Genomic DNA, 18,537 nt, shown 5'->3' with positions numbered 1-18,537 from the left:
CACACATGAAAAAAAGAATGGCTGTTCTGTTGGCAGCTTTTTGTACAGCATTAGTCCTGGGAGGATGCGCAGTGCTTCCCTTCCGGGAGGACAATGTATTTTCGGATCCGAATAAACCATTGCCTACGGCAACACCGATTCCGACGCCCACGCCGGAGCCTACACCGGAACCTACACCTACACCGGAACCAATCAGTCCGGAAAAGCTGGCTGCGCTGGATGCGGCAGCGGCTCTTGCCGTACAGTATGACTATGACGGGGCAATTCAGGTTCTTACCAGTCAGGAGGGATACGAAGGGGACGGAGACTACATGGCAGCGATCGCTGAATATGAAAATAAAAAGGCTTCCTGCGTGGAATACCCGCTGGAAGAGATCACCCATGTATTCTTCCATACGCTGATAGACGATACCGCCAGAGCTTTTGACGGAGACTATAAAACAGACGGCTATAATCAGATGATGACTACGGTCACAGAATTTAATAAAATAATCCAGATACTTTACGACAAGGGCTATGTGATGGTAAGCCCTCATGATATGGCGATTGTGAATGAGGACGGCACCATGAGCAGGGGAAAGATCCTGCTTCCACCGGGAAAAACACCGTTTGTCATTTCACAGGATGATGTAAGCTATTATCACTACATGGACGGGGATGGTTTTGCCAGCAAGCTGGTTCTGGATGAAAATGGAGAGGTAAAGGCAGAATATGTGCAGAGCGACGGGACGACCGTTGTGGGGGATTATGACATGGTGCCTCTGCTGGATACGTTTTTGAAAACCCATCCGGATTTTTCCTATCATGGACGCAGGGGGATTCTCGCCATGACAGGATATAACGGAGTTCTTGGATACCGGACGGATATTGCCTATAAGACACGGGAGAATCTTCAGGACAATCAGAAGGAATTCCTGGACAGCCACCCGGATTTTAATTACGATGAGGAGGTCAGCAAGGCAACGGAGGTTGCCAATGCTTTAAAAGCAGAAGGTTGGGAATTTGCCAGTCATACCTGGGGGCATAAAAATGCGACGGATTCCACTGCAAAGGAGCTGAAGCAGGACAATAAAAAATGGGAGGCATATGTAGCTCCCATACTGGGAAAAACCGATATGATCATCTTTGCTTTTGGTGCTGATATCGGGGACTGGAACGAATACACCACGGATAATCCCAAATATAAATATTACAGGAAAAGAGGGTATCGTTATTTCTGTAACGTGGATTCCAACCAATATTGGGTGCAGATTACGGACGATTATTTCCGACAGGGGCGGAGAAATCTGGATGGTTACCGGATGTATTACGACCCGGAAATGCTGAGCGACCTTTTTGATGTTTCGGAGGTATGGGACGATTCACGCCCCGTGCCGGTACCATCCATGTTGGACTCGGAAGGAGAAACAGGGGATATCGGAGCGGAAGAGGACATTTCTTAAAAAAGAATGAAATGCACCAGCAGGGTTCCTTTTTCTCGGGAAATGTGATAGGTTTATGTTAAGAAAATGAAGGGAGCAGGATATGAAAAGAAAAGGATACATCGCTGTTCTTGCTATGTGTATGGCACTGGCTGCAGCAGGCTGCGGAGACGAGGATAAAGCCAAGGAAAGCAGTACAGGAACTACGGAGACACAGCAGGAAGTAGAAAACCAGGAGGCGGAAAGCCAGGAGCCGGAGGAAAAAGATCCGGAAGGCGGAACGAGGCTGGTTTCTGTGGACAGCGTGGAAAAATATATAACCATCGGCGAATATAAGGGAATGGTTCTTGACAACACAGTGGAGGAAGTCACTGATGAGGATGTGGAGAACCAGGTACTCCAGAATTTAAAAGAAAAGGCTGAGGAAGTAACCGCGAAAAGTGCTTCTGTTGAGACAGGGGACACGGTTACCATTAATTTCGTGGGAACAAAAGACGGTGTTGCTTTTGAGGGCGGCACTGCCAATAATTATGATGTGACTATCGGAGACGGAAAGATGATTCCAGGCTTTGAGGATGGGATCATTGGAATGAAGATAGGGGAAACGAAAGAAGTTCCCGTTACGTTCCCGGAGAATTACCAGAAAGCGGAAATGGCAGGCGTTGAGGCTGTTTTCCAGATCACGCTCCAGAACTTCCGCAGACCGCCGGAGCTGACAGATGAGTGGGCGGCCGCCAATACGGATTTTGGAACAGCAGAGGAATACCGGGCATCTGTGCGCAGCCAGTTGGAGACATCAGCCCAGGCACAGGCGGAGAGCAGCCTGAGGACTACGGCGTGGACCACTGTTTATACCAACTCCGAGGTGATGGAATATCCGCAGGAGGATATTGACAATGCGGTTGCAGAGTTCAAGCGTCAGGCACAGAGCTATGCACAGCAGGGAAACATGGAACTGGAGGATTTTGTGGAATCTCAGGGTGTGTCCATGGAGGACTTTGAGGAGCAGTGTCTGCAGTATGCGCAGGCAAAGGTTAAGCAGGATCTGATCATTCAGGGAATCATGGACGCTGAGGGCATGACCCTTGAGGATGAGGAAAGCCTTGCGATCCAGGATCAGCTTGTGCAGCAGTATGGCGCAGGCGATCTGGCAACACTGATCGACACCTATGGGCAGGAAGCGGTGGACGAAAGCATCGGACTAGTTCGGGTGGAGAATTTTATTATAGCAAATGCCAGCTTTGAACAGGGCGATGCTGAGCAGGCAGCAGATGCAGCGGGTGAGGGCGACGGAACTCAGGCGGATGCAGCGGCTGAGGGCGATGCGGTTCAGACAGATGCGGCTGCAGAAGGCGAGACGGTTCCGGCAGAAGGCGGGGATGCTCAGACAGATGTAGGAGAAGCCGCTCAGGGAGATAATGCTGGTGAGGGAGAAACTCCCCAGGCAGACCCTGCAGCAGAGAGCGGAGATGCCCAGGCTGACAGTACAGATACACAGCAATAGAATTCAGGAAGGAGGAAATGGTTATGATTATTAAGAACGGTCAGGTTTTTCAGGAGGATGGAAGCTTTCGGGTGCAGGACCTTTATGTGGAAAATCATAAAATCGTGGCAAGCGAGGCTGAGGTAACGGATAAGACTGTGGTGGATGCCGCAGGACTCAAGGTGATCCCAGGGCTGGTAGATGTTCACAGCCATGGCGCTTTCGGTCATGATTTTTCCGATGCGGATGCAGAAGGCCTGAAAATTGTTCTGAGATATGAAAAAAGTCACGGAATCACGTCATATTGCCCCACTTCAATGACTTTACCGAAAGAAGAACTGGAAAAGATCTTTGCAACCATAAAAGAGGTGCAGGGAATGGAGGACGGCGCCACGGTACGAGGCATCAACATGGAAGGGCCGTTCCTTGATCCGGGGAAAAAGGGCGCTCATGTAGAAAGTCATATCCGCCGTCCGGATGCAGATTTTTTCCGTGAATTAAACGCTTATTCCGGCAATGCAGTGAAGCTGGTGACTCTGGCGCCGAATGTGGAAGGCGCTATGGAGTTTATTGACGAAGTACATAACGAAGTGTGTATTTCCCTGGGACATACGAAGGCAGACTATGATACGGCAGCAGAGGCTATGAAACGCGGTGCGCACCATGTTACCCATTTATACAACGCTATGATGCCGCTGGGACACAGGGACCCGGGACTGATAGGGGCTGCCTGTGACGACTCAGAATGTATGGTAGAGCTGATCAGTGACGGACTTCATATCCATCCGTCTGTGGTCCGCACCACCTTTAAGATGTTCGGGCCGGAAAGAGTTGTGCTGATCAGCGATTCCATGATGGCAACCGGAATGGAAAACGGTACCTACCAGCTCGGCGGGCAGGAGGTTACCATGAAAGACAGAAAGGCTACCTTAAAGGACGGCACCATTGCAGGCTCCGCAACGAACCTTTTTGATTGTATGCGTATGGCTGTTTCCTTTGGAGTGCCTGTGGCAGAGGCTATTTTTGCGGCAACACGCAATCCGGCGAAGAGCATCGGTATATATGAGGAGGTCGGCTCTCTTTCCGTAGGAAAAGAAGCGGATATCCTTCTTGTGACAGATGAATTGGAACTGAAAAAGGTGCTGTAAATGGTTGCCAATTAACTGGAAATGGTGTATTATGAAATAGTAGATAAAAAAAGTGAAGATTCAATAGAAAAAGTGGGGATTTGAAATGGACAGACGGGCTATGCGCGAGAGAATGCGCAGGAAACAGCGCCAGTTAAGGAGAAGAAGGATTATTAAGCTTGTTACGTATGCTGTGGCAGCCGTGCTTGCGGTGATTTTTGTAGTCCGGGGCGTGATTATTCCCATTGCCCAGCGTGTAGGAGGGGGCAAACCCGGGGAAACCCAGGAGGTACAGGCGGAGCCTGTAGCAGCGGATCCAAATGCTGCTGTGCGGCAGCCTTTGAAGGGACAAGGGGATGTAAGCAAGGTATCGGCACTGACACCGGGATGGCACGAAGACGAAAACGGCCGCTGGTATCAAAATGCGGATGGTACATATTTTGCCGGAGGTTTCCAGGAAATCAGCGGTGTGCAGTATTTCTTTAATGATAACGGATATATCCAGACAGGCTGGGTAACCAAAGGCGTAAACGATTATTATTTTAACGATGACGGTTCCTATAATCCGGAAAAGAAGAGACCGTTGCTGGCACTGACCTTTGATGACGGGCCGGGCGAGTATACGGAGGAGCTTCTGGACTGCCTTGAGGAAAACAACGCACATGCAACCTTCTTTATGCTGGGACAGAAAGTGCAGGAATATCCGGATACAGTGAAACGTATGCTGGAGTTGGGCTGTGAAATCGGATCCCACTCCTGGGATCATCAGAACCTTTATAACCTTGATATGGATGGCGTATCAAAGCAGTTTACCGATACGGACAATGCTTTGATCGAGGCGTGCGGACAAGCTGCTACAGTGGCGCGTGCACCTTACGGAAACTGGAATTCCGACATTATTGCCACAGTTGGAAAGCCGTTTTTCATGTGGTCCCTTGATTCGCTGGACTGGGATCTTAAGGATGTGGAGCTGGACTATAATTCTGTTATGAATGGCGATCTGACAGATGGTTCTGTTATTTTGATGCACGATATTCACCAGCCTTCAGTGGAAGCAGCAAAAAGGCTGATTCCGGACCTGATTGCAAAGGGGTATAAGCTGGTAACAGTCAGCGAAATGGCAGAGGCGAAAAATGTTGTGCTGCAGAATGCTTCTTACTCAGATTTCTGGCAGAGCAGTCTTGACAGAGGAGCCGTGGCCGGATATGCAGGCAACAGCACGGAAGGCAGTACGGACACTTCCTCAGAAGAAACATCAGACGGAGACAGTGAGGGCTTCGAGGATGGAGATGACGGAAACTCTGAAGACTTTACATCTGATGATGGAGACGGCACAGAGGACGGTTTTAGCGATGGCGAATAAGTGAATAAATGACGGGCCGCCGTGCCCATGATGAAAATCATGGGCGCGGCGGCTTTTTCATGCGAAAGCAGACATAAAAAATATAGGGTATAGTTAGGGTAGCAATTAAAAGCATTTTTTGCTATACTAAAACCAACAGAAATTCGTTTCTTACATACTGCGACTTCTGTCTTATGCTGCTGCGATTCATAAGAAAGAAGTGGGGCAATGGAAAATATCACTGTCGGTACACCATATGATGACGTATTCAGAACTTTGCTGAATGATTGTACCAGTCTGATAATTCCTGTTGTAAATGAGATTTTTGGGGAACACTATACGGGCAAAGAACCGGTGGAATTTCTTCAGAATGAGCATTTCATAAATCTGCAGGATGTAAATACAAAAGAGAAGATTACGGATTCCTGTTTCCGTATCAAAGGAACTACGGACAAAAAATATCATATTGAATGCCAGAGCACTGCTGACAACAGTATGATGGTACGGATGTTTGAGTATGATTCGCAGATAGCGCTGGATCATGGCGAAATTGTGAAGGGAAAGCTAATGGTTACCTTTCCAAATTCGGCAGTCTTGTATCTTCGGCATACTCGTAATACACCGGATGCACTGACAGTTGAGATAAACACGCCGGGAGGGAGCGTTTCCTATGAGATCCCGGTGTTGAAAACACAAATGTATACGATAGATGAGATTTTTGATAAGAACCTGCTGTTTCTGATTCCGTTCTATATTTTCAATTATGAAAAAAACTTTGAGGAATATGAGACGGACGATAGAAAACTCCAGGAACTCAAAAAGGAATATCAGAGGATCATGGAGCGGCTGGAAGGTCTGTGTACGGAAGGGAAAATCAGCGAGTATGTGAAATGTACACTGGTGGACATGTCAAAAAAGGTCATCAAGAATATCGCGGCGAAGTACGCGAAAGTGAGAAAGGGAGTGACCTCTGTTATGGGTGGAAAGGTTCTCGAATACGAAGCCAAGACGATTCTCCGAGAAGGAAAACTCGAAGTTTGTATTGGCTTGGTAAAAGACGGACTTTTGACTGTAGATGAGGCGGCAAGGCGCCTGGACATGAAGGAAGAGGAATTTAAAAAGCACCTGTAAATAACAGGGCGTAAGCGGAAGGCGGAGGAATAAAAACGGATTTCTGCCGAAAATGACTTTTCTTAGGAAAACAGCAAAAAACAGCACATAAAATGAAAATGCAAAAAAGGGGAGCGGCAACTGTCCGGCTGGTATGAACAGCGGCAGGGCTGCTCCTCTTTTTAGAGGTTTTACATTGACGGAATCAGACCGGATTGGTATAATATCCATAGCTATATTACCATAATTGAGGAGGGCTACGTAATGGGCAAATGGTATGAAGAGGCAGTATTTTATCATATGTATCCAATTGGAATGACAGGTGCGCCAAGGAGAAATGAGCAGCAGGAGGTTACCCATCGGTTTGAAGAGCTTGAAAAATGGCTGCCGCATATACAGTCTCTTGGCTGCACTGCAATTTATATAGGACCATTGTTTGAATCTACATCCCATGGTTATGATACCAGAGATTATAAGCTGGTTGACCGCCGCCTGGGTGATAATGAGGATTTTGTACGTTTTGTAAAGAAAGCACATGAAAGCGACATCAAAGTGGTTGTGGACGGTGTTTTCAACCATACAGGACGCGAATTTTTCGCTTTCCAGGACATTCAGAAAAACAGGGAGGGTTCTCCTTATTGTTCCTGGTACAAGGGAATTAATTTTGGATGGAATTCCCCGTATAATGATGGCTTTGGATATGAGGCATGGAGAAACTGCTTCGAGTTGGTAAATTTAAATTACTGGGAACCGAAGGTTCGGGAATACATTTTGGATGTGATCGGCTTCTGGATTGATGAGTTTGATATTGACGGAATCCGTCTGGACTGCGCAGACTGTCTGGATTTTTCCTTTATGCAGGATATGCGCCGTTATACAAACGAGAAAAAAGCGGATTTCTGGCTTATGGGAGAGGTTATCCACGGCGATTACAGCCGTTATGTCAGCCCGGATAAACTGGACAGCGTTACAAATTATGAGCTGCATAAGGGACTGTATTCCGGGCATAATGACCACAATTACTTTGAGATCGCACATACTATCCGCAGGGAGTTTGACCAGAACGGCGGTATTTACAGAGGGATGAAGCTGTATTCTTTTGTAGATAATCATGACGTGGACAGAATTGCATCTAAGCTGAATGTGCCCGGTCACATTTATCCGGTGCACACCCTTCTGTTTACTCTGCCAGGTATTCCGTCTATTTATTACGGATCTGAGTGGGGAATCCAGGGCAAAAAAGAGGGCGGAAATGATGACCCGCTGCGTCCTGCCGTAGATTTGGAAGAAACCTTGAAAAATGTGCCGGATTCCAGGCTCCTGGACTGGATCAGGACACTGGGCAAAATCCGTAAGGAAAATCCGGCTCTTTACGATGGAAGCTATCAGGAACTGCTTCTCACTAACCGTCAGTATGCTTTTGCCAGAATCCTTGGGGATGAAGGCGTTATAGTCGGAGTAAATAATGATGATAAAGAGGCGCAGATGAATATCCGTGTGCCAATGCAGGGAAAAGTGTATACAGATTTGATAAGCGGGGAAACGCTTGAGGCTGGAGACGGCTGCCTGCATGTGACATTGGGAGTAAATGAGAGCCTGCTGGTATCTATGAAATAGAGTATATGGGGAAAGCGCAGCGGACGGCGGCGTTGTTGAGGGTTTTCGCAGCCATATCCGCATTATTATAATTTTTATGCTTTAAAGGGAGGTACTTCAGATGGGAGAAAAAGTGAAGTTCACAGAGTTGGATCAGTACCTGTTTGGGCAGGGAACGCACTATGATATTTATAAGAAGCTTGGTGCGCATCCAACCACAGAAAAACGGAAAAAAGGTGTGTATTTTGCCGTATGGGCACCGAATGCGCAGTATGTTTCCGTGGTGGGAGAATTTAATGGCTGGGATACCCAGGCCAATCCGATGGAAAAGGTTGGGCCGATCGGCGTGTTTGAGGTGTTTGTGCCCGGCGCTAAGATCGGACAGCTCTATAAATTTTATATTGTAGGAATGCACGGGGAAGAGCTTTACAAGGCAGATCCTTATGGTAACGAGTCCGAGTTGCGCCCCGGTACAGCTTCCAGAATTACGGATATCTCAGATTACAAGTGGACGGATGATGCCTGGATGAAAAAACGTCCGGATTTCAACGAAGCTACCGATGCAATGGCAATCTATGAGGTACATCCCGGCTCCTGGATGAAGCATCCTGCAACAGAGGAAGACCCAAAGGGCTTCTATAATTACCGTGAACTGGCTGTAAAGCTTGCTAAATATGTAAAAGAAATGGGATATACCCATGTAGAACTGATGGGAATTGCAGAGCATCCCTTTGATGGCTCCTGGGGCTATCAGGTGACAGGATATTATGCGCCTACATCACGCTATGGAACTCCCCAGGATTTTAAATACCTTGTGGACTATCTCCATCGCCAAAAGATTGGTGTCATTCTTGATTGGGTACCTGCGCACTTCCCTAAGGATGCTCATGGCTTGGCAAACTTTGACGGTACGGCTGTTTATGAGCATGAGGACCCGAGACAGGGCGAGCACCCGGATTGGGGCACCAAGATTTACAATTATGGACGTCCGGAGGTGAAAAACTTCCTGATTGCCAATGCACTTTTCTGGGTTGAAGAGTGCCATGTTGACGGACTCCGTGTGGACGCGGTTGCATCCATGCTTTACCTGGACTACGGAAAGAGCGATGGACAGTGGGTTGCCAACAAGTACGGTGACAATAAGAATCTGGAAGCCATCGAGTTTTTCAAGCACTTAAATACAGTTGTTCTGGGCAGAAACCACGGCACTGTGATGATCGCGGAGGAATCAACCGCCTGGCCAAAGGTAACCGGAAAGGCAGAGGATGACGGTCTTGGTTTTTCACTGAAGTGGAATATGGGCTGGATGAATGACTTCCTGGAATATATGAAGCTGGATCCGTATTTCCGTAAATACAACCATAACAAAATGACATTCTCTATGGCATACGCTTACAGTGAGAAATATGTTCTGGTACTTTCCCACGATGAGGTTGTGCATCTGAAGTGCTCGATGCTGAATAAGATGCCGGGAGAGATTGACGATAAATTCAAAAACCTGAAGGTAGGCTATACCTTTATGATGTGTCATCCTGGCAAAAAGCTTCTGTTTATGGGACAGGAGTTTGGGCAGCTTAGAGAGTGGAGTGAGGAGCGTGAGCTTGACTGGTTCCTTCTGGGTGAGGAAAATCACAGAAATCTGAAGGATTACGTGCAGAGCCTTCTGAAGCTGTATAAAAAATATCCGGCGCTGTATGGAATGGACAATAATCCGGAGGGCTTTGAGTGGATCAATGCAGATGACGGCGACAGAAGCATTTTCAGCTTTGTCCGCAAATCTCCGACAAAGAGAAATAACATTCTTGTAGTATGCAATTTCACTCCGGTGGACCGTCCTGATTATCGGGTAGGCGTTCCGAAGAAAAAACAGTACACACTCATTATGGATGAGAATGGCATGACTGAGAAAAAGGTCTTCAAGGCTGAAAAGAGCGAGTGCGACAACAGGCCGTTTTCCTTCGCGTATCCTCTTCCGGCATATGGTGTGGCAATTTTCCTGTACTAACATGGAAAAGTGTATAAAAAACCAGAGTAAATCCGGAAATATTTAGGTATATCATGGCTTGAAATTTATGGAAACATAGGTTATAATGAGCGCGAAATAGGAAAATGATAAGTAAATGACATGTTGAAAGGAGATTATTGACATGAAAGTATCCAATATTAAAGACGTTGAAAAATTTTTTGAAGTAGTTGACAGCTGCAGCGGAAAAGTTGAGTTAGTAACTGGTGAGGGCGACAGACTGAATCTGAAATCCAAATTATCCCAGTATGTATCTCTTGCAAATATTTTCTCTAACGGCGAGATTCCGGAACTGGAGATCGTAGCTTACGAGAAAGAGGATATTGATAAACTGATGCACTTTATGATTAACGGCTGATCGATAAACAGGTTTTAGCCGGATATACATGAAAAATGATAGGGGGATGTGACAAGAGGTCATATCCCCGTATTCATCTATAAGAAGAAGCGGAAAAGCCGCAGATGTGCCTTTTCCAAAGCTGCTGTAACCAGGGGGTATAGATACTTCCTGGTCAGATTGCGTTAATGTGAAAATGAATATAGAAAGGGGAAACACAATGGTAAAGATTGACATTATTTCCGGTTTTCTTGGTGCCGGAAAAACAACTTTGATCAAAAAGCTCTTAAAAGAGGCATTTCAGGACCAGCAGGTAGTGCTGATTGAAAATGAATTCGGTGAAATCGGAATTGACGGCGGCTTTCTGAAGGAGGCTGGGATTGAGATCCGCGAAATGAATTCAGGATGTATCTGCTGTTCTCTGGTTGGTGATTTCGGAGCCTCCTTAAAAGAGGTCGTGGAGAAATACAATCCGGACAGAATCCTGATCGAGCCTTCAGGGGTCGGTAAGCTGTCTGATGTGATCAAGGCGGTTCAGGGCGTACAGGACGAGGTGGAAATTGAGCTGAACAGCTATACCACCGTGGTAGATGCAAAGAAATGCAAAATGTATATGAGAAACTTCGGTGAGTTTTTCAACAATCAGGTGGAGTATGCAGGCGCTATTATTATGAGCCGTACCGATATTGTGGATGAAGAAAAAGCAATGCAGGCCATGGAACTGTTAAGAGAAATCAATAAAAAAGCTGCGATCATTACCACTCCGATTGAGAAGCTGGATGGCAAAAAACTCCTGGAGGTTATGGAGCATCCTGTTTCCCTGGAGGAAGAGATGATGGAGGAGCACGAGCATCATCATGGTCATCACCACCACCATCACGATGAGGAATGCTGCGGTCATGATCATGAGCATCATCATGAACACCATCACCACGATCATGACGAGGAATGCTGTGAACATGATCATGAGCATCACCACGAGCACCATTATCACGATCATGATGAGGAGTGCTGCGGCCATGATCACGAGCATCATCATGAACACCATCACCACGATCATGATGAGGAGTGCTGCGGTCATGATCACGAGCATCATCATGAACACCATCACCACGATCATGACGAGGAATGCTGCGGCCATGAACATGAGCATGATCACGAGCACCATCACCATGAGCACCATCACGACCACGATGAAGAATGTGGCTGTGGCTGCGGTCACGACCATGAGCATGGACATCACCACCATCATGCTGATGAGATTTTCACAAGCTGGGGCCGTGAAACGGTTAAAAAATTCACCCGCGATGGCTTGGAAAAAATTCTGGAAGCCCTCAGTGCATCAGAAGATTATGGCATCATCCTCCGTGCGAAAGGAATGCTTCCCGCAGAGGATGGAACCTGGATTTATTTCGATATGGTTCCGGAAGAAACGGAAATCCGGGAAGGAGCTCCGGAATACACAGGACGTCTGTGCGTCATTGGCTCCAAGCTGAAAGAAGACAAGCTGGCTAAGCTGTTCGGTGTAGCATAAAGGCCATATGGCAGAATGGAGAATATTATGGATGAAATTACAGTACCCATATATCTGATAAGCGGTTTCCTGGAAAGCGGTAAGACCACATTCCTCAGCTTTACCCTGCAGCAGGACTATTTCAGCATAGACGGTAAGACCCTGCTGATTCTCTGCGAGGAGGGCGAAGAGGAATATGACCGCAAGGCTCTGGCAAAGAAGAACACCGTTGTAGAGGTCATTGAGAAGGAAGAAGACCTGACACTGGAACGCCTGCAGGCCATGGATATCATCCATCAGCCGGAGCGTGTCATTATAGAATACAACGGCATGTGGCTGGTAAGCAAATTCGAAGAGATGGCATTGCCAAAAGGCTGGGGAGTGGAGCAGGAGATCACCTGTGTGGATGCAAGCACTTTCCAGATTTACATGGCAAATATGAAATCCATCTTTATGGACATGGTGCGCCATGCGGACATGGTAGTGTTTAACCGCTGCAGTCAGGATGACCCGCTGGCAAATTACAGACGGAGCATTAAGGTTACCAACCAAAGCGCAGAAGTGATCTTTGAGGACGAGGAAGGAGAAATCGAGGACATTTTCGGAGATGAGATGCCCTTTGATGTAAACGCACCCGTAATAGAGATCATGCCGGAGGATTACGGCATCTGGTTTGTGGATGCAATGGACAACCCGGATACCTATATAGGAAAAACCGTGAAATTTAAAGCTCGCGTTATGAAGCCGCGGGGAATGGGAAGCAAATTTTTCGTTCCGGGTCGGACAGCTATGACTTGTTGCGCAGACGATACCACGTTCCTTGGCTATGTATGCAAAAGTCCTTACGCGCCGAAACTGAAGCCAGGTGAATGGATCGAGGTGACCGCAAAGGTCGGATTTGAAAAAAGAATGGAGTATCAGGGAGAAGGGATCGTTCTTTATGCGGACGATATCCGCACCTGTGAGCCGCTGAAGGATGAGCTTGTTTACTTTAATTAAAAAACTGGGTGCTTTCTCACCAAAGCACCATCCTGCGGAGGAAAATATGTACTTGATAGTTGGATTGGGAAACCCCGGGAAGCAGTATGAGGCAACCCGTCACAACATGGGTTTTGACACCATAGACCGCCTGGTGGAAAAGCATGGCATTCCCCAGAGCGGTGTAAAGTTTAACGCCATGTACGGCAAAGGTACTATTGGAGGAGAAAAAGTAATTGTGATGAAGCCTTTGTCCTTTATGAACTTAAGCGGAGGTCCTGTGAGAGACATTGCCGCCTATTTCAAGATCGATACGGAAACCAGGATGATCGTCATTCAGGATGACATTGACCTGGAACCAGGACAGCTCCGCATACGCAAGCAGGGAAGCGCCGGAGGCCATAACGGGCTGAAGGACATTATCCAGAAGCTTGGCACAGAAAAATTTATGCGTGTCAAAATCGGAGTGGGAGCCAAGCCAAAGGGATGGGATCTGGCAGACCATGTGCTGGGCAGGTTCGTCCCGGCAGAACGAAAATTGATAGACGAAGCCATTGAAAATGCTGCAGATGCCGTTGAGCGGATCATTGCTGACGGACCGGATGCAGCCATGAATGAGTACAATCGCAAAAAGCCCGCCAATTAAAACGCGGGCCTTTTTGCGCGTGATCATTTGTAAAAGAATTGTTGAAGGAAGCAGAGGTATCCTATGATTTCATTTACCCAGCCATTGACCGCTATGGCGGAATTTGAAGAAATACAAAACTGCATAGAGAAAAAACAGGGTATTGTTCAGATCAGCGGCTGTATCGAATCCCAGAAGGCGCATTTTATCCACGGGCTTTCCGGGATGGCTCCCTGCCGCCTGATTCTTGCAGAGGATGAGAAGCAGGCAAAGGACATTTACGAGGATTACCGTTTTTATGACAAAACAGCTCTCTTTTACCCGGCAAAGGATCTTCTGTTTTTCCAGGCTGATATCCACGGCAACCTGCTGATACGCCAGCGTATGCGCGTGGTCAAGGCGCTTATGGAGCAGGAGGAGCTGACCGTAGTCACCAGCATTGACGGCTGCATGGATTATCTGATGCCCCTGAAAAAGATTAGCAACCGGATCCTGCACTTTTACAGCGACAGTGTGATCGACATGGATACGCTGAAAAAGGCGCTGGTGGATCTGGGCTATGAGCGTACCGGGCAGGTGGAAATGCCGGGACAGTTTTCGGTGCGAGGAGGAATTATTGATATCTATTCTCTTACCGAGGAAAATCCCTGGCGTATTGAGCTGTGGGGAGATGAGATCGACTCTATCCGGAGCTTTGATGCGGAAAGCCAGCGCTCTCTGGAAAATCTGGATGAGATCACCATTTATCCTGCTGTGGAAAAAAGCGGGGAAAAGGATATGGTTTCCTTTCTGGACTATTTTCCGGCAGAAAAAACACTGCTGATATTGGATGAACCTAATCGACTGGCAGAAAACGGCGAGGCTGTGGAAAGGGAGTACCTTCAGAGCCGGATGCACCGTGAGGAAAAGGGAGAAAGGAATCTTCCTGATCAGTGGCTGTGTAAATTCAGTACGCTCCAGGAACGGCTGAATAAAAGAAGGGCGGTATCCCTCTCCACGCTGGAGCCTGTAAGCGGTAAATGGAATTTTGGTGAAAAGTTTAACCTTGCCGTTCAGAGTGTACCTTCCTATAACAGCAGCTTTGAGCTGTTGGTAAAGGATTTGCAAAAATATAAAAAGCGGGGCTATCAGATTGCACTTTTGTCCGGTTCCCGCACAAGAGCGGAGCGTCTTGCAAAGGATTTGCAGGAGGAGGGGCTGAATGCCTTTTTCGGACAGAATTATGACCGGAGCATTAATCCCGGTGAGATTATGGTGGTCTACGGGCATGCGCGCAGAGGTTTTGAATATCCTTTGGTGAAATTTGCGGTCATTACGGAGACTGATATCTTCGGGCAGGAGCAAAAGAAAAAGAAGAAGAAAAAGACCTATAACGGTAAAAGAATACAGGATTTTGCGGAGCTTTCCATCGGCGATTATGTGGTACATGAAAAACATGGTCTGGGTATTTACCGGGGAATCGAAAAGGTTGAGGTCGATAAGATCATAAAGGACTATATCAAGATCCAGTATCGCGATGGAAGCAACCTCTATATTCTGGCAACGCAGCTTGATGCTTTGCAGAAATATTCAGGTTCTGATACCGCCAAGCCTCCGAAACTGAACAAGCTTGGCACCCAGGAATGGAACAGGACCAAGACAAAGGTAAAGGGGGCTGTAAAGGACATTGCAAAGGAATTGGTGGAGCTTTACGCTGCCCGGCAGGAAAAAGAAGGCTATGTCTGCGGCCCGGATACTGTATGGCAGAGAGAATTCGAGGAGATGTTTCCTTATGAGGAAACGGAGGATCAGCTTGCAGCCATTGAAGATACTAAGCGTGACATGGAAAGCACAAAGATCATGGATCGTCTTGTCTGCGGCGATGTGGGTTATGGAAAAACGGAAATTGCGCTCCGGGCTGCTTTTAAGGCAGTGCAGGAGAGCAGGCAGGTGGTTTACCTGGTGCCCACTACGATACTTGCACAGCAGCATTACAATACCTTTGTTCAGAGAATGAAGGAGTTTCCGGTCAGGGTGGAGCTTTTGTGCCGTTTCCGGACCGCAGCACAGCAGAAAAAGACCATTGAGGATCTGAAAAAGGGGCAGGTGGATATTGTGATCGGAACCCACCGGGTTCTTTCAAAGGATGTGCAGTTTAAAAATCTGGGGCTTCTTATTATTGATGAGGAGCAGCGTTTCGGGGTAGCTCATAAAGAAAAGATCAAGCAGATGAAAAAGGATATTGACGTGCTTACCCTTACCGCAACGCCTATTCCGCGGACGCTTCATATGAGTATGATCGGAATCCGGGATATGAGCGTGCTGGAAGAGCCGCCCATGGACCGGATGCCTATTCAGACTTATGTCATGGAATACGATGAAGAAACAGTGCGGGAGGCTATCAGCCGTGAGCTGCGCAGGGGCGGACAGGTCTATTATGTATATAACCGTGTCACAGATATTGATGAGGTGGCATTGCGGATCGCGAAGCTTGTGCCGGATGCCCGTGTGGATTTTGCCCACGGACAGATGAGCGAAAAAGAGCTGGAGCGGGTGATGTATGACTTTATCAACGGTGATATTGATGTGCTGGTTTCCACGACGATTATTGAGACAGGGCTTGATATTTCCAATGTAAACACCATGATCATCCATGATTCTGACAAATACGGGCTTTCCCAGCTTTATCAGCTTCGCGGGCGTATCGGGCGTTCCAACAGGACGGCTTATGCGTTCCTTATGTACAGAAGGAACAGGATGCTGAAAGAAACAGCAGAAAAAAGGCTTTCCGCCATTCGGGAGTTTACGGATCTGGGAAGCGGATTTAAGATCGCCATGCGGGATCTGGAGTTGCGAGGAGCAGGAAATCTGCTGGGAGCGCAGCAGCACGGGCATATGAATGCGGTGGGATATGATCTGTACTGTAAAATGCTCAGTGAAGCCGTAAAAGAGGCAAAAGGCATACGTACCATGGAGGATTTTGAGACTACCATTGATCTGTATATGGATGCCTTTATCCCGGATTCTTATATCAGCAATGAGTTCCAGAAGCTGGATATTTACAAACGGATCGCGGGAATTGAGACGCAGCAGGAATACGATGATATGCTGGAGGAACTGATCGACCGTTTTGGCGAGCCAACCAAGGCAGTGCTGAACCTGCTTGCCATTGCCCGGCTGAAAGCACTGGCGCATCAGGCTTACATTACGGAGATCAAGCAGTTTGGAAAAACAGTCACCATCACACTTTATGAAAAAGCGCGGCTGAATCCGGCTGGAATTCCGGAGCTGATACAAAAGCACCGGCGGGGTCTGCAGTTTAAAAATGAGCAGGAGCCGAAATTCCTGTTTACCCCGGTGGGAGATATGATTCCCGCGCTGACAGAGTTTTCGCAGGAATTGTTGGCGCTGGTGGAAGAGTTGTGAAATATCTGTGCTTTTTTGCGATTTTTCTTGCTCAATCCAGAAAAAAAGATTATACTCTTACTAAGCGTGTTTTTTAAGAATGCGGAAAACATTTTCCCTGATTTTGAGAAACAGGGTGTAGTTTGGAGGAAGATATGAAAAAAGCTATGAAGAGAACAACCGTAGCTGTTCTGACCGGCGTTCTGGCCGCAGGAATGCTTTCCGGCTGCGGAGAAAAGAAATTAGATGGAACACAGACGGTTGCCACTGTAAACGGCACGGAAATCCCCATGGGAGTCCTGAGCCTTTACGCCCGCCAGTCACAGGCACAGACAGAGGCTATGTATATGAGCTTTATGGGCAGTGCGGCAAACATTTGGGATCAGACAGCAGATACTGAGTCCGGTGAGACTTACGGCGAGCAAGCTGTAAAGAGCTGCCTGGAGCAGATCGAGCTGATGTACATTATGAAAGAAAAGGCAGCAGATTACGGTGTTGAGATCACCGAGGATGAGCAGAATGCTATGGCAGATGCGGCTGCTGAGTTTATGGCAGATAACGATGAGGAAACAATCGAAGCTCTTTCTGTAACAGAGGATCAGGTAAAAGAACTTCTGGAGCTGGAGACCTACCGTGAAAAGATCCGTCAGCCGATTTATGACGAAGCGGCTATCGAGATTTCTGAGGACGAGGCACAGCAGTCAAGCTTTACCTATGTGAGCATTTCCACCAGCGGAGATGACCTGACGGAAGATGACATTGCGACGAGAAAAGAGCAGGCTCAGGCTATTTTAGATGAAATGAAGGAAGACCCGGAAGCAGATATGGGTGAAACCGCAAAGGCTCAGGATGAGAGCTATTCAGCATTAAGCGGAACCTTCTTTACTAATGAAAGCGACGACGAGGATATGACATCTTCCTATCCGGATGAGGTTATCGAGGCACTGAGAACCCTGGGCGATGGAGAGGTTTATCCGGAGCTTATTGAAACAGACACAAGCTGCTATATTGTGAGACTTGACGAGACTCATGACGAAGACGCAACCCAGTCTAAGATGGAATCCTTGAAATCTACAAAAGAGAGCAAATACTATACTGAGACGACAGACAAATGGCTTGAGGATGCAGAGATTAAGACAGAGGATAAGGTTCTGGAAACTTTGACGATCACGGATAACCACAGCTTTTCCATGAAGGCTGCTGAAGTCGAAGAAGATACAGAGACAGCCGAGGATACAGACGCGGATGCACAGGAGGACGAGGCTGAGACCGCTGATGAGGCTGAGGACACTGATGCTGAAGGTGAGGAGGCAGACACTGCTGGGGATACCGACGCAGAAAGCGAAGAAACGGACACTGCTGAAGAAAATACAGATACCGAAGAATAAAACCAGCCAGGAGATAAAAGCAACGGGCAGAAGGGATGAGATATTTCAACCTTCTGCCCGTTTTTGTGTTGCGAACAAGAACGTATTGTGCTATCCTTTTCATTAGGAACAATCGTGTTACAGGGTGGCTTGACCTCTATTCTACATAGAATGGGGGTGGTGCTGATGGACAATAATCAATATGATTTCCAGGACCTTATGGCTTTTGGT

The 18,537-nt window shown here is 47.4% G+C and carries 13 protein-coding genes; all 13 read left to right on the top strand.

Annotation, left to right across the window (positions count from 1 at the left end; all coding sequences use genetic code 11):
• The first annotated feature begins 5 nt into the window (after positions 1-5).
• Positions 6-1,442: a polysaccharide deacetylase family protein gene (locus tag ACESZH_RS08995; RefSeq protein WP_373214757.1), complete on the top strand. Its 1,437-nt coding sequence runs from the start codon at positions 6-8 to the stop codon at positions 1,440-1,442.
• 82 nt (positions 1,443-1,524) lie between these two features.
• Complete coding sequence (tig, locus tag ACESZH_RS08990) at positions 1,525-2,925, top strand: trigger factor (protein WP_373214758.1); 1,401 nt, start codon at positions 1,525-1,527, stop codon at positions 2,923-2,925.
• Between the two features lie 23 nt (positions 2,926-2,948).
• Positions 2,949-4,052, top strand: a complete 1,104-nt coding sequence (gene nagA, locus ACESZH_RS08985) for an N-acetylglucosamine-6-phosphate deacetylase (RefSeq protein ID WP_373214759.1) — start codon at positions 2,949-2,951, stop codon at positions 4,050-4,052.
• 85 nt (positions 4,053-4,137) lie between these two features.
• A complete protein-coding gene (locus ACESZH_RS08980; RefSeq protein WP_373214762.1) occupies positions 4,138-5,394 on the top strand; it encodes a polysaccharide deacetylase family protein in 1,257 nt (418 codons plus the stop codon).
• A gap of 207 nt (positions 5,395-5,601) precedes the next feature.
• Positions 5,602-6,504, top strand: coding sequence for a hypothetical protein (locus ACESZH_RS08975; RefSeq protein ID WP_373214764.1), 903 nt, complete (start codon positions 5,602-5,604; stop codon positions 6,502-6,504).
• A 243-nt stretch (positions 6,505-6,747) separates the two neighbouring features.
• Entirely contained in the window at positions 6,748-8,100 is a 1,353-nt protein-coding gene (locus tag ACESZH_RS08970; RefSeq protein ID WP_373214765.1) for an alpha-amylase family glycosyl hydrolase, read from the top strand.
• A gap of 100 nt (positions 8,101-8,200) precedes the next feature.
• Entirely contained in the window at positions 8,201-10,084 is a 1,884-nt protein-coding gene (glgB, locus tag ACESZH_RS08965; RefSeq protein ID WP_373214767.1) for a 1,4-alpha-glucan branching protein GlgB, read from the top strand.
• Between the two features lie 142 nt (positions 10,085-10,226).
• Positions 10,227-10,460, top strand: a complete 234-nt coding sequence (locus ACESZH_RS08960) for a polya polymerase (protein WP_373214769.1) — start codon at positions 10,227-10,229, stop codon at positions 10,458-10,460.
• 199 nt (positions 10,461-10,659) lie between these two features.
• Positions 10,660-11,973, top strand: coding sequence for a CobW family GTP-binding protein (locus ACESZH_RS08955; RefSeq protein WP_373214770.1), 1,314 nt, complete (start codon positions 10,660-10,662; stop codon positions 11,971-11,973).
• Positions 11,974-12,000: 27 nt separating this feature from the next.
• A complete protein-coding gene (locus ACESZH_RS08950) occupies positions 12,001-12,951 on the top strand; it encodes a GTP-binding protein (protein ID WP_373214772.1) in 951 nt (316 codons plus the stop codon).
• A 46-nt stretch (positions 12,952-12,997) separates the two neighbouring features.
• Entirely contained in the window at positions 12,998-13,576 is a 579-nt protein-coding gene (gene pth, locus ACESZH_RS08945) for an aminoacyl-tRNA hydrolase (protein ID WP_373214774.1), read from the top strand.
• A 63-nt stretch (positions 13,577-13,639) separates the two neighbouring features.
• Positions 13,640-16,960 carry a transcription-repair coupling factor gene (gene mfd / locus ACESZH_RS08940; protein WP_373214776.1) on the top strand — a complete coding sequence of 1,107 codons (3,321 nt, stop codon included), beginning with the start codon at positions 13,640-13,642 and terminating at the stop codon, positions 16,958-16,960.
• A gap of 134 nt (positions 16,961-17,094) precedes the next feature.
• A complete protein-coding gene (locus ACESZH_RS08935; protein ID WP_373214777.1) occupies positions 17,095-18,327 on the top strand; it encodes an FKBP-type peptidylprolyl isomerase in 1,233 nt (410 codons plus the stop codon).
• The last annotated feature ends 210 nt before the right edge of the window (positions 18,328-18,537 follow it).

It is taken from the genome of Ruminococcus sp. 5_1_39BFAA, from assembly GCF_964240875.1.
Lineage (GTDB): Bacteria > Bacillota > Clostridia > Lachnospirales > Lachnospiraceae > Blautia_A.
This window is presented reverse-complemented; position numbering and strand designations above follow the sequence as displayed.

What these genes read in the sequence shown, in the direction of transcription:
- ACESZH_RS08995 (WP_373214757.1), top strand. Translation starts at nt 6, where the DNA reads ATGAAAAAAAGAATGGCTGTTCTGTTGGCAGCTTTTTGTACAGCATTA.
- mfd (WP_373214776.1), top strand. Translation starts at nt 13,640, where the DNA reads ATGATTTCATTTACCCAGCCATTGACCGCTATGGCGGAATTTGAAGAA.
- ACESZH_RS08950 (WP_373214772.1), top strand. Translation starts at nt 12,001, where the DNA reads ATGGATGAAATTACAGTACCCATATATCTGATAAGCGGTTTCCTGGAA.
- ACESZH_RS08955 (WP_373214770.1), top strand. Translation starts at nt 10,660, where the DNA reads ATGGTAAAGATTGACATTATTTCCGGTTTTCTTGGTGCCGGAAAAACA.
- ACESZH_RS08935 (WP_373214777.1), top strand. Translation starts at nt 17,095, where the DNA reads ATGAAAAAAGCTATGAAGAGAACAACCGTAGCTGTTCTGACCGGCGTT.
- ACESZH_RS08975 (WP_373214764.1), top strand. Translation starts at nt 5,602, where the DNA reads ATGGAAAATATCACTGTCGGTACACCATATGATGACGTATTCAGAACT.
- nagA (WP_373214759.1), top strand. Translation starts at nt 2,949, where the DNA reads ATGATTATTAAGAACGGTCAGGTTTTTCAGGAGGATGGAAGCTTTCGG.
- pth (WP_373214774.1), top strand. Translation starts at nt 12,998, where the DNA reads ATGTACTTGATAGTTGGATTGGGAAACCCCGGGAAGCAGTATGAGGCA.
- glgB (WP_373214767.1), top strand. Translation starts at nt 8,201, where the DNA reads ATGGGAGAAAAAGTGAAGTTCACAGAGTTGGATCAGTACCTGTTTGGG.
- tig (WP_373214758.1), top strand. Translation starts at nt 1,525, where the DNA reads ATGAAAAGAAAAGGATACATCGCTGTTCTTGCTATGTGTATGGCACTG.
- ACESZH_RS08980 (WP_373214762.1), top strand. Translation starts at nt 4,138, where the DNA reads ATGGACAGACGGGCTATGCGCGAGAGAATGCGCAGGAAACAGCGCCAG.
- ACESZH_RS08960 (WP_373214769.1), top strand. Translation starts at nt 10,227, where the DNA reads ATGAAAGTATCCAATATTAAAGACGTTGAAAAATTTTTTGAAGTAGTT.
- ACESZH_RS08970 (WP_373214765.1), top strand. Translation starts at nt 6,748, where the DNA reads ATGGGCAAATGGTATGAAGAGGCAGTATTTTATCATATGTATCCAATT.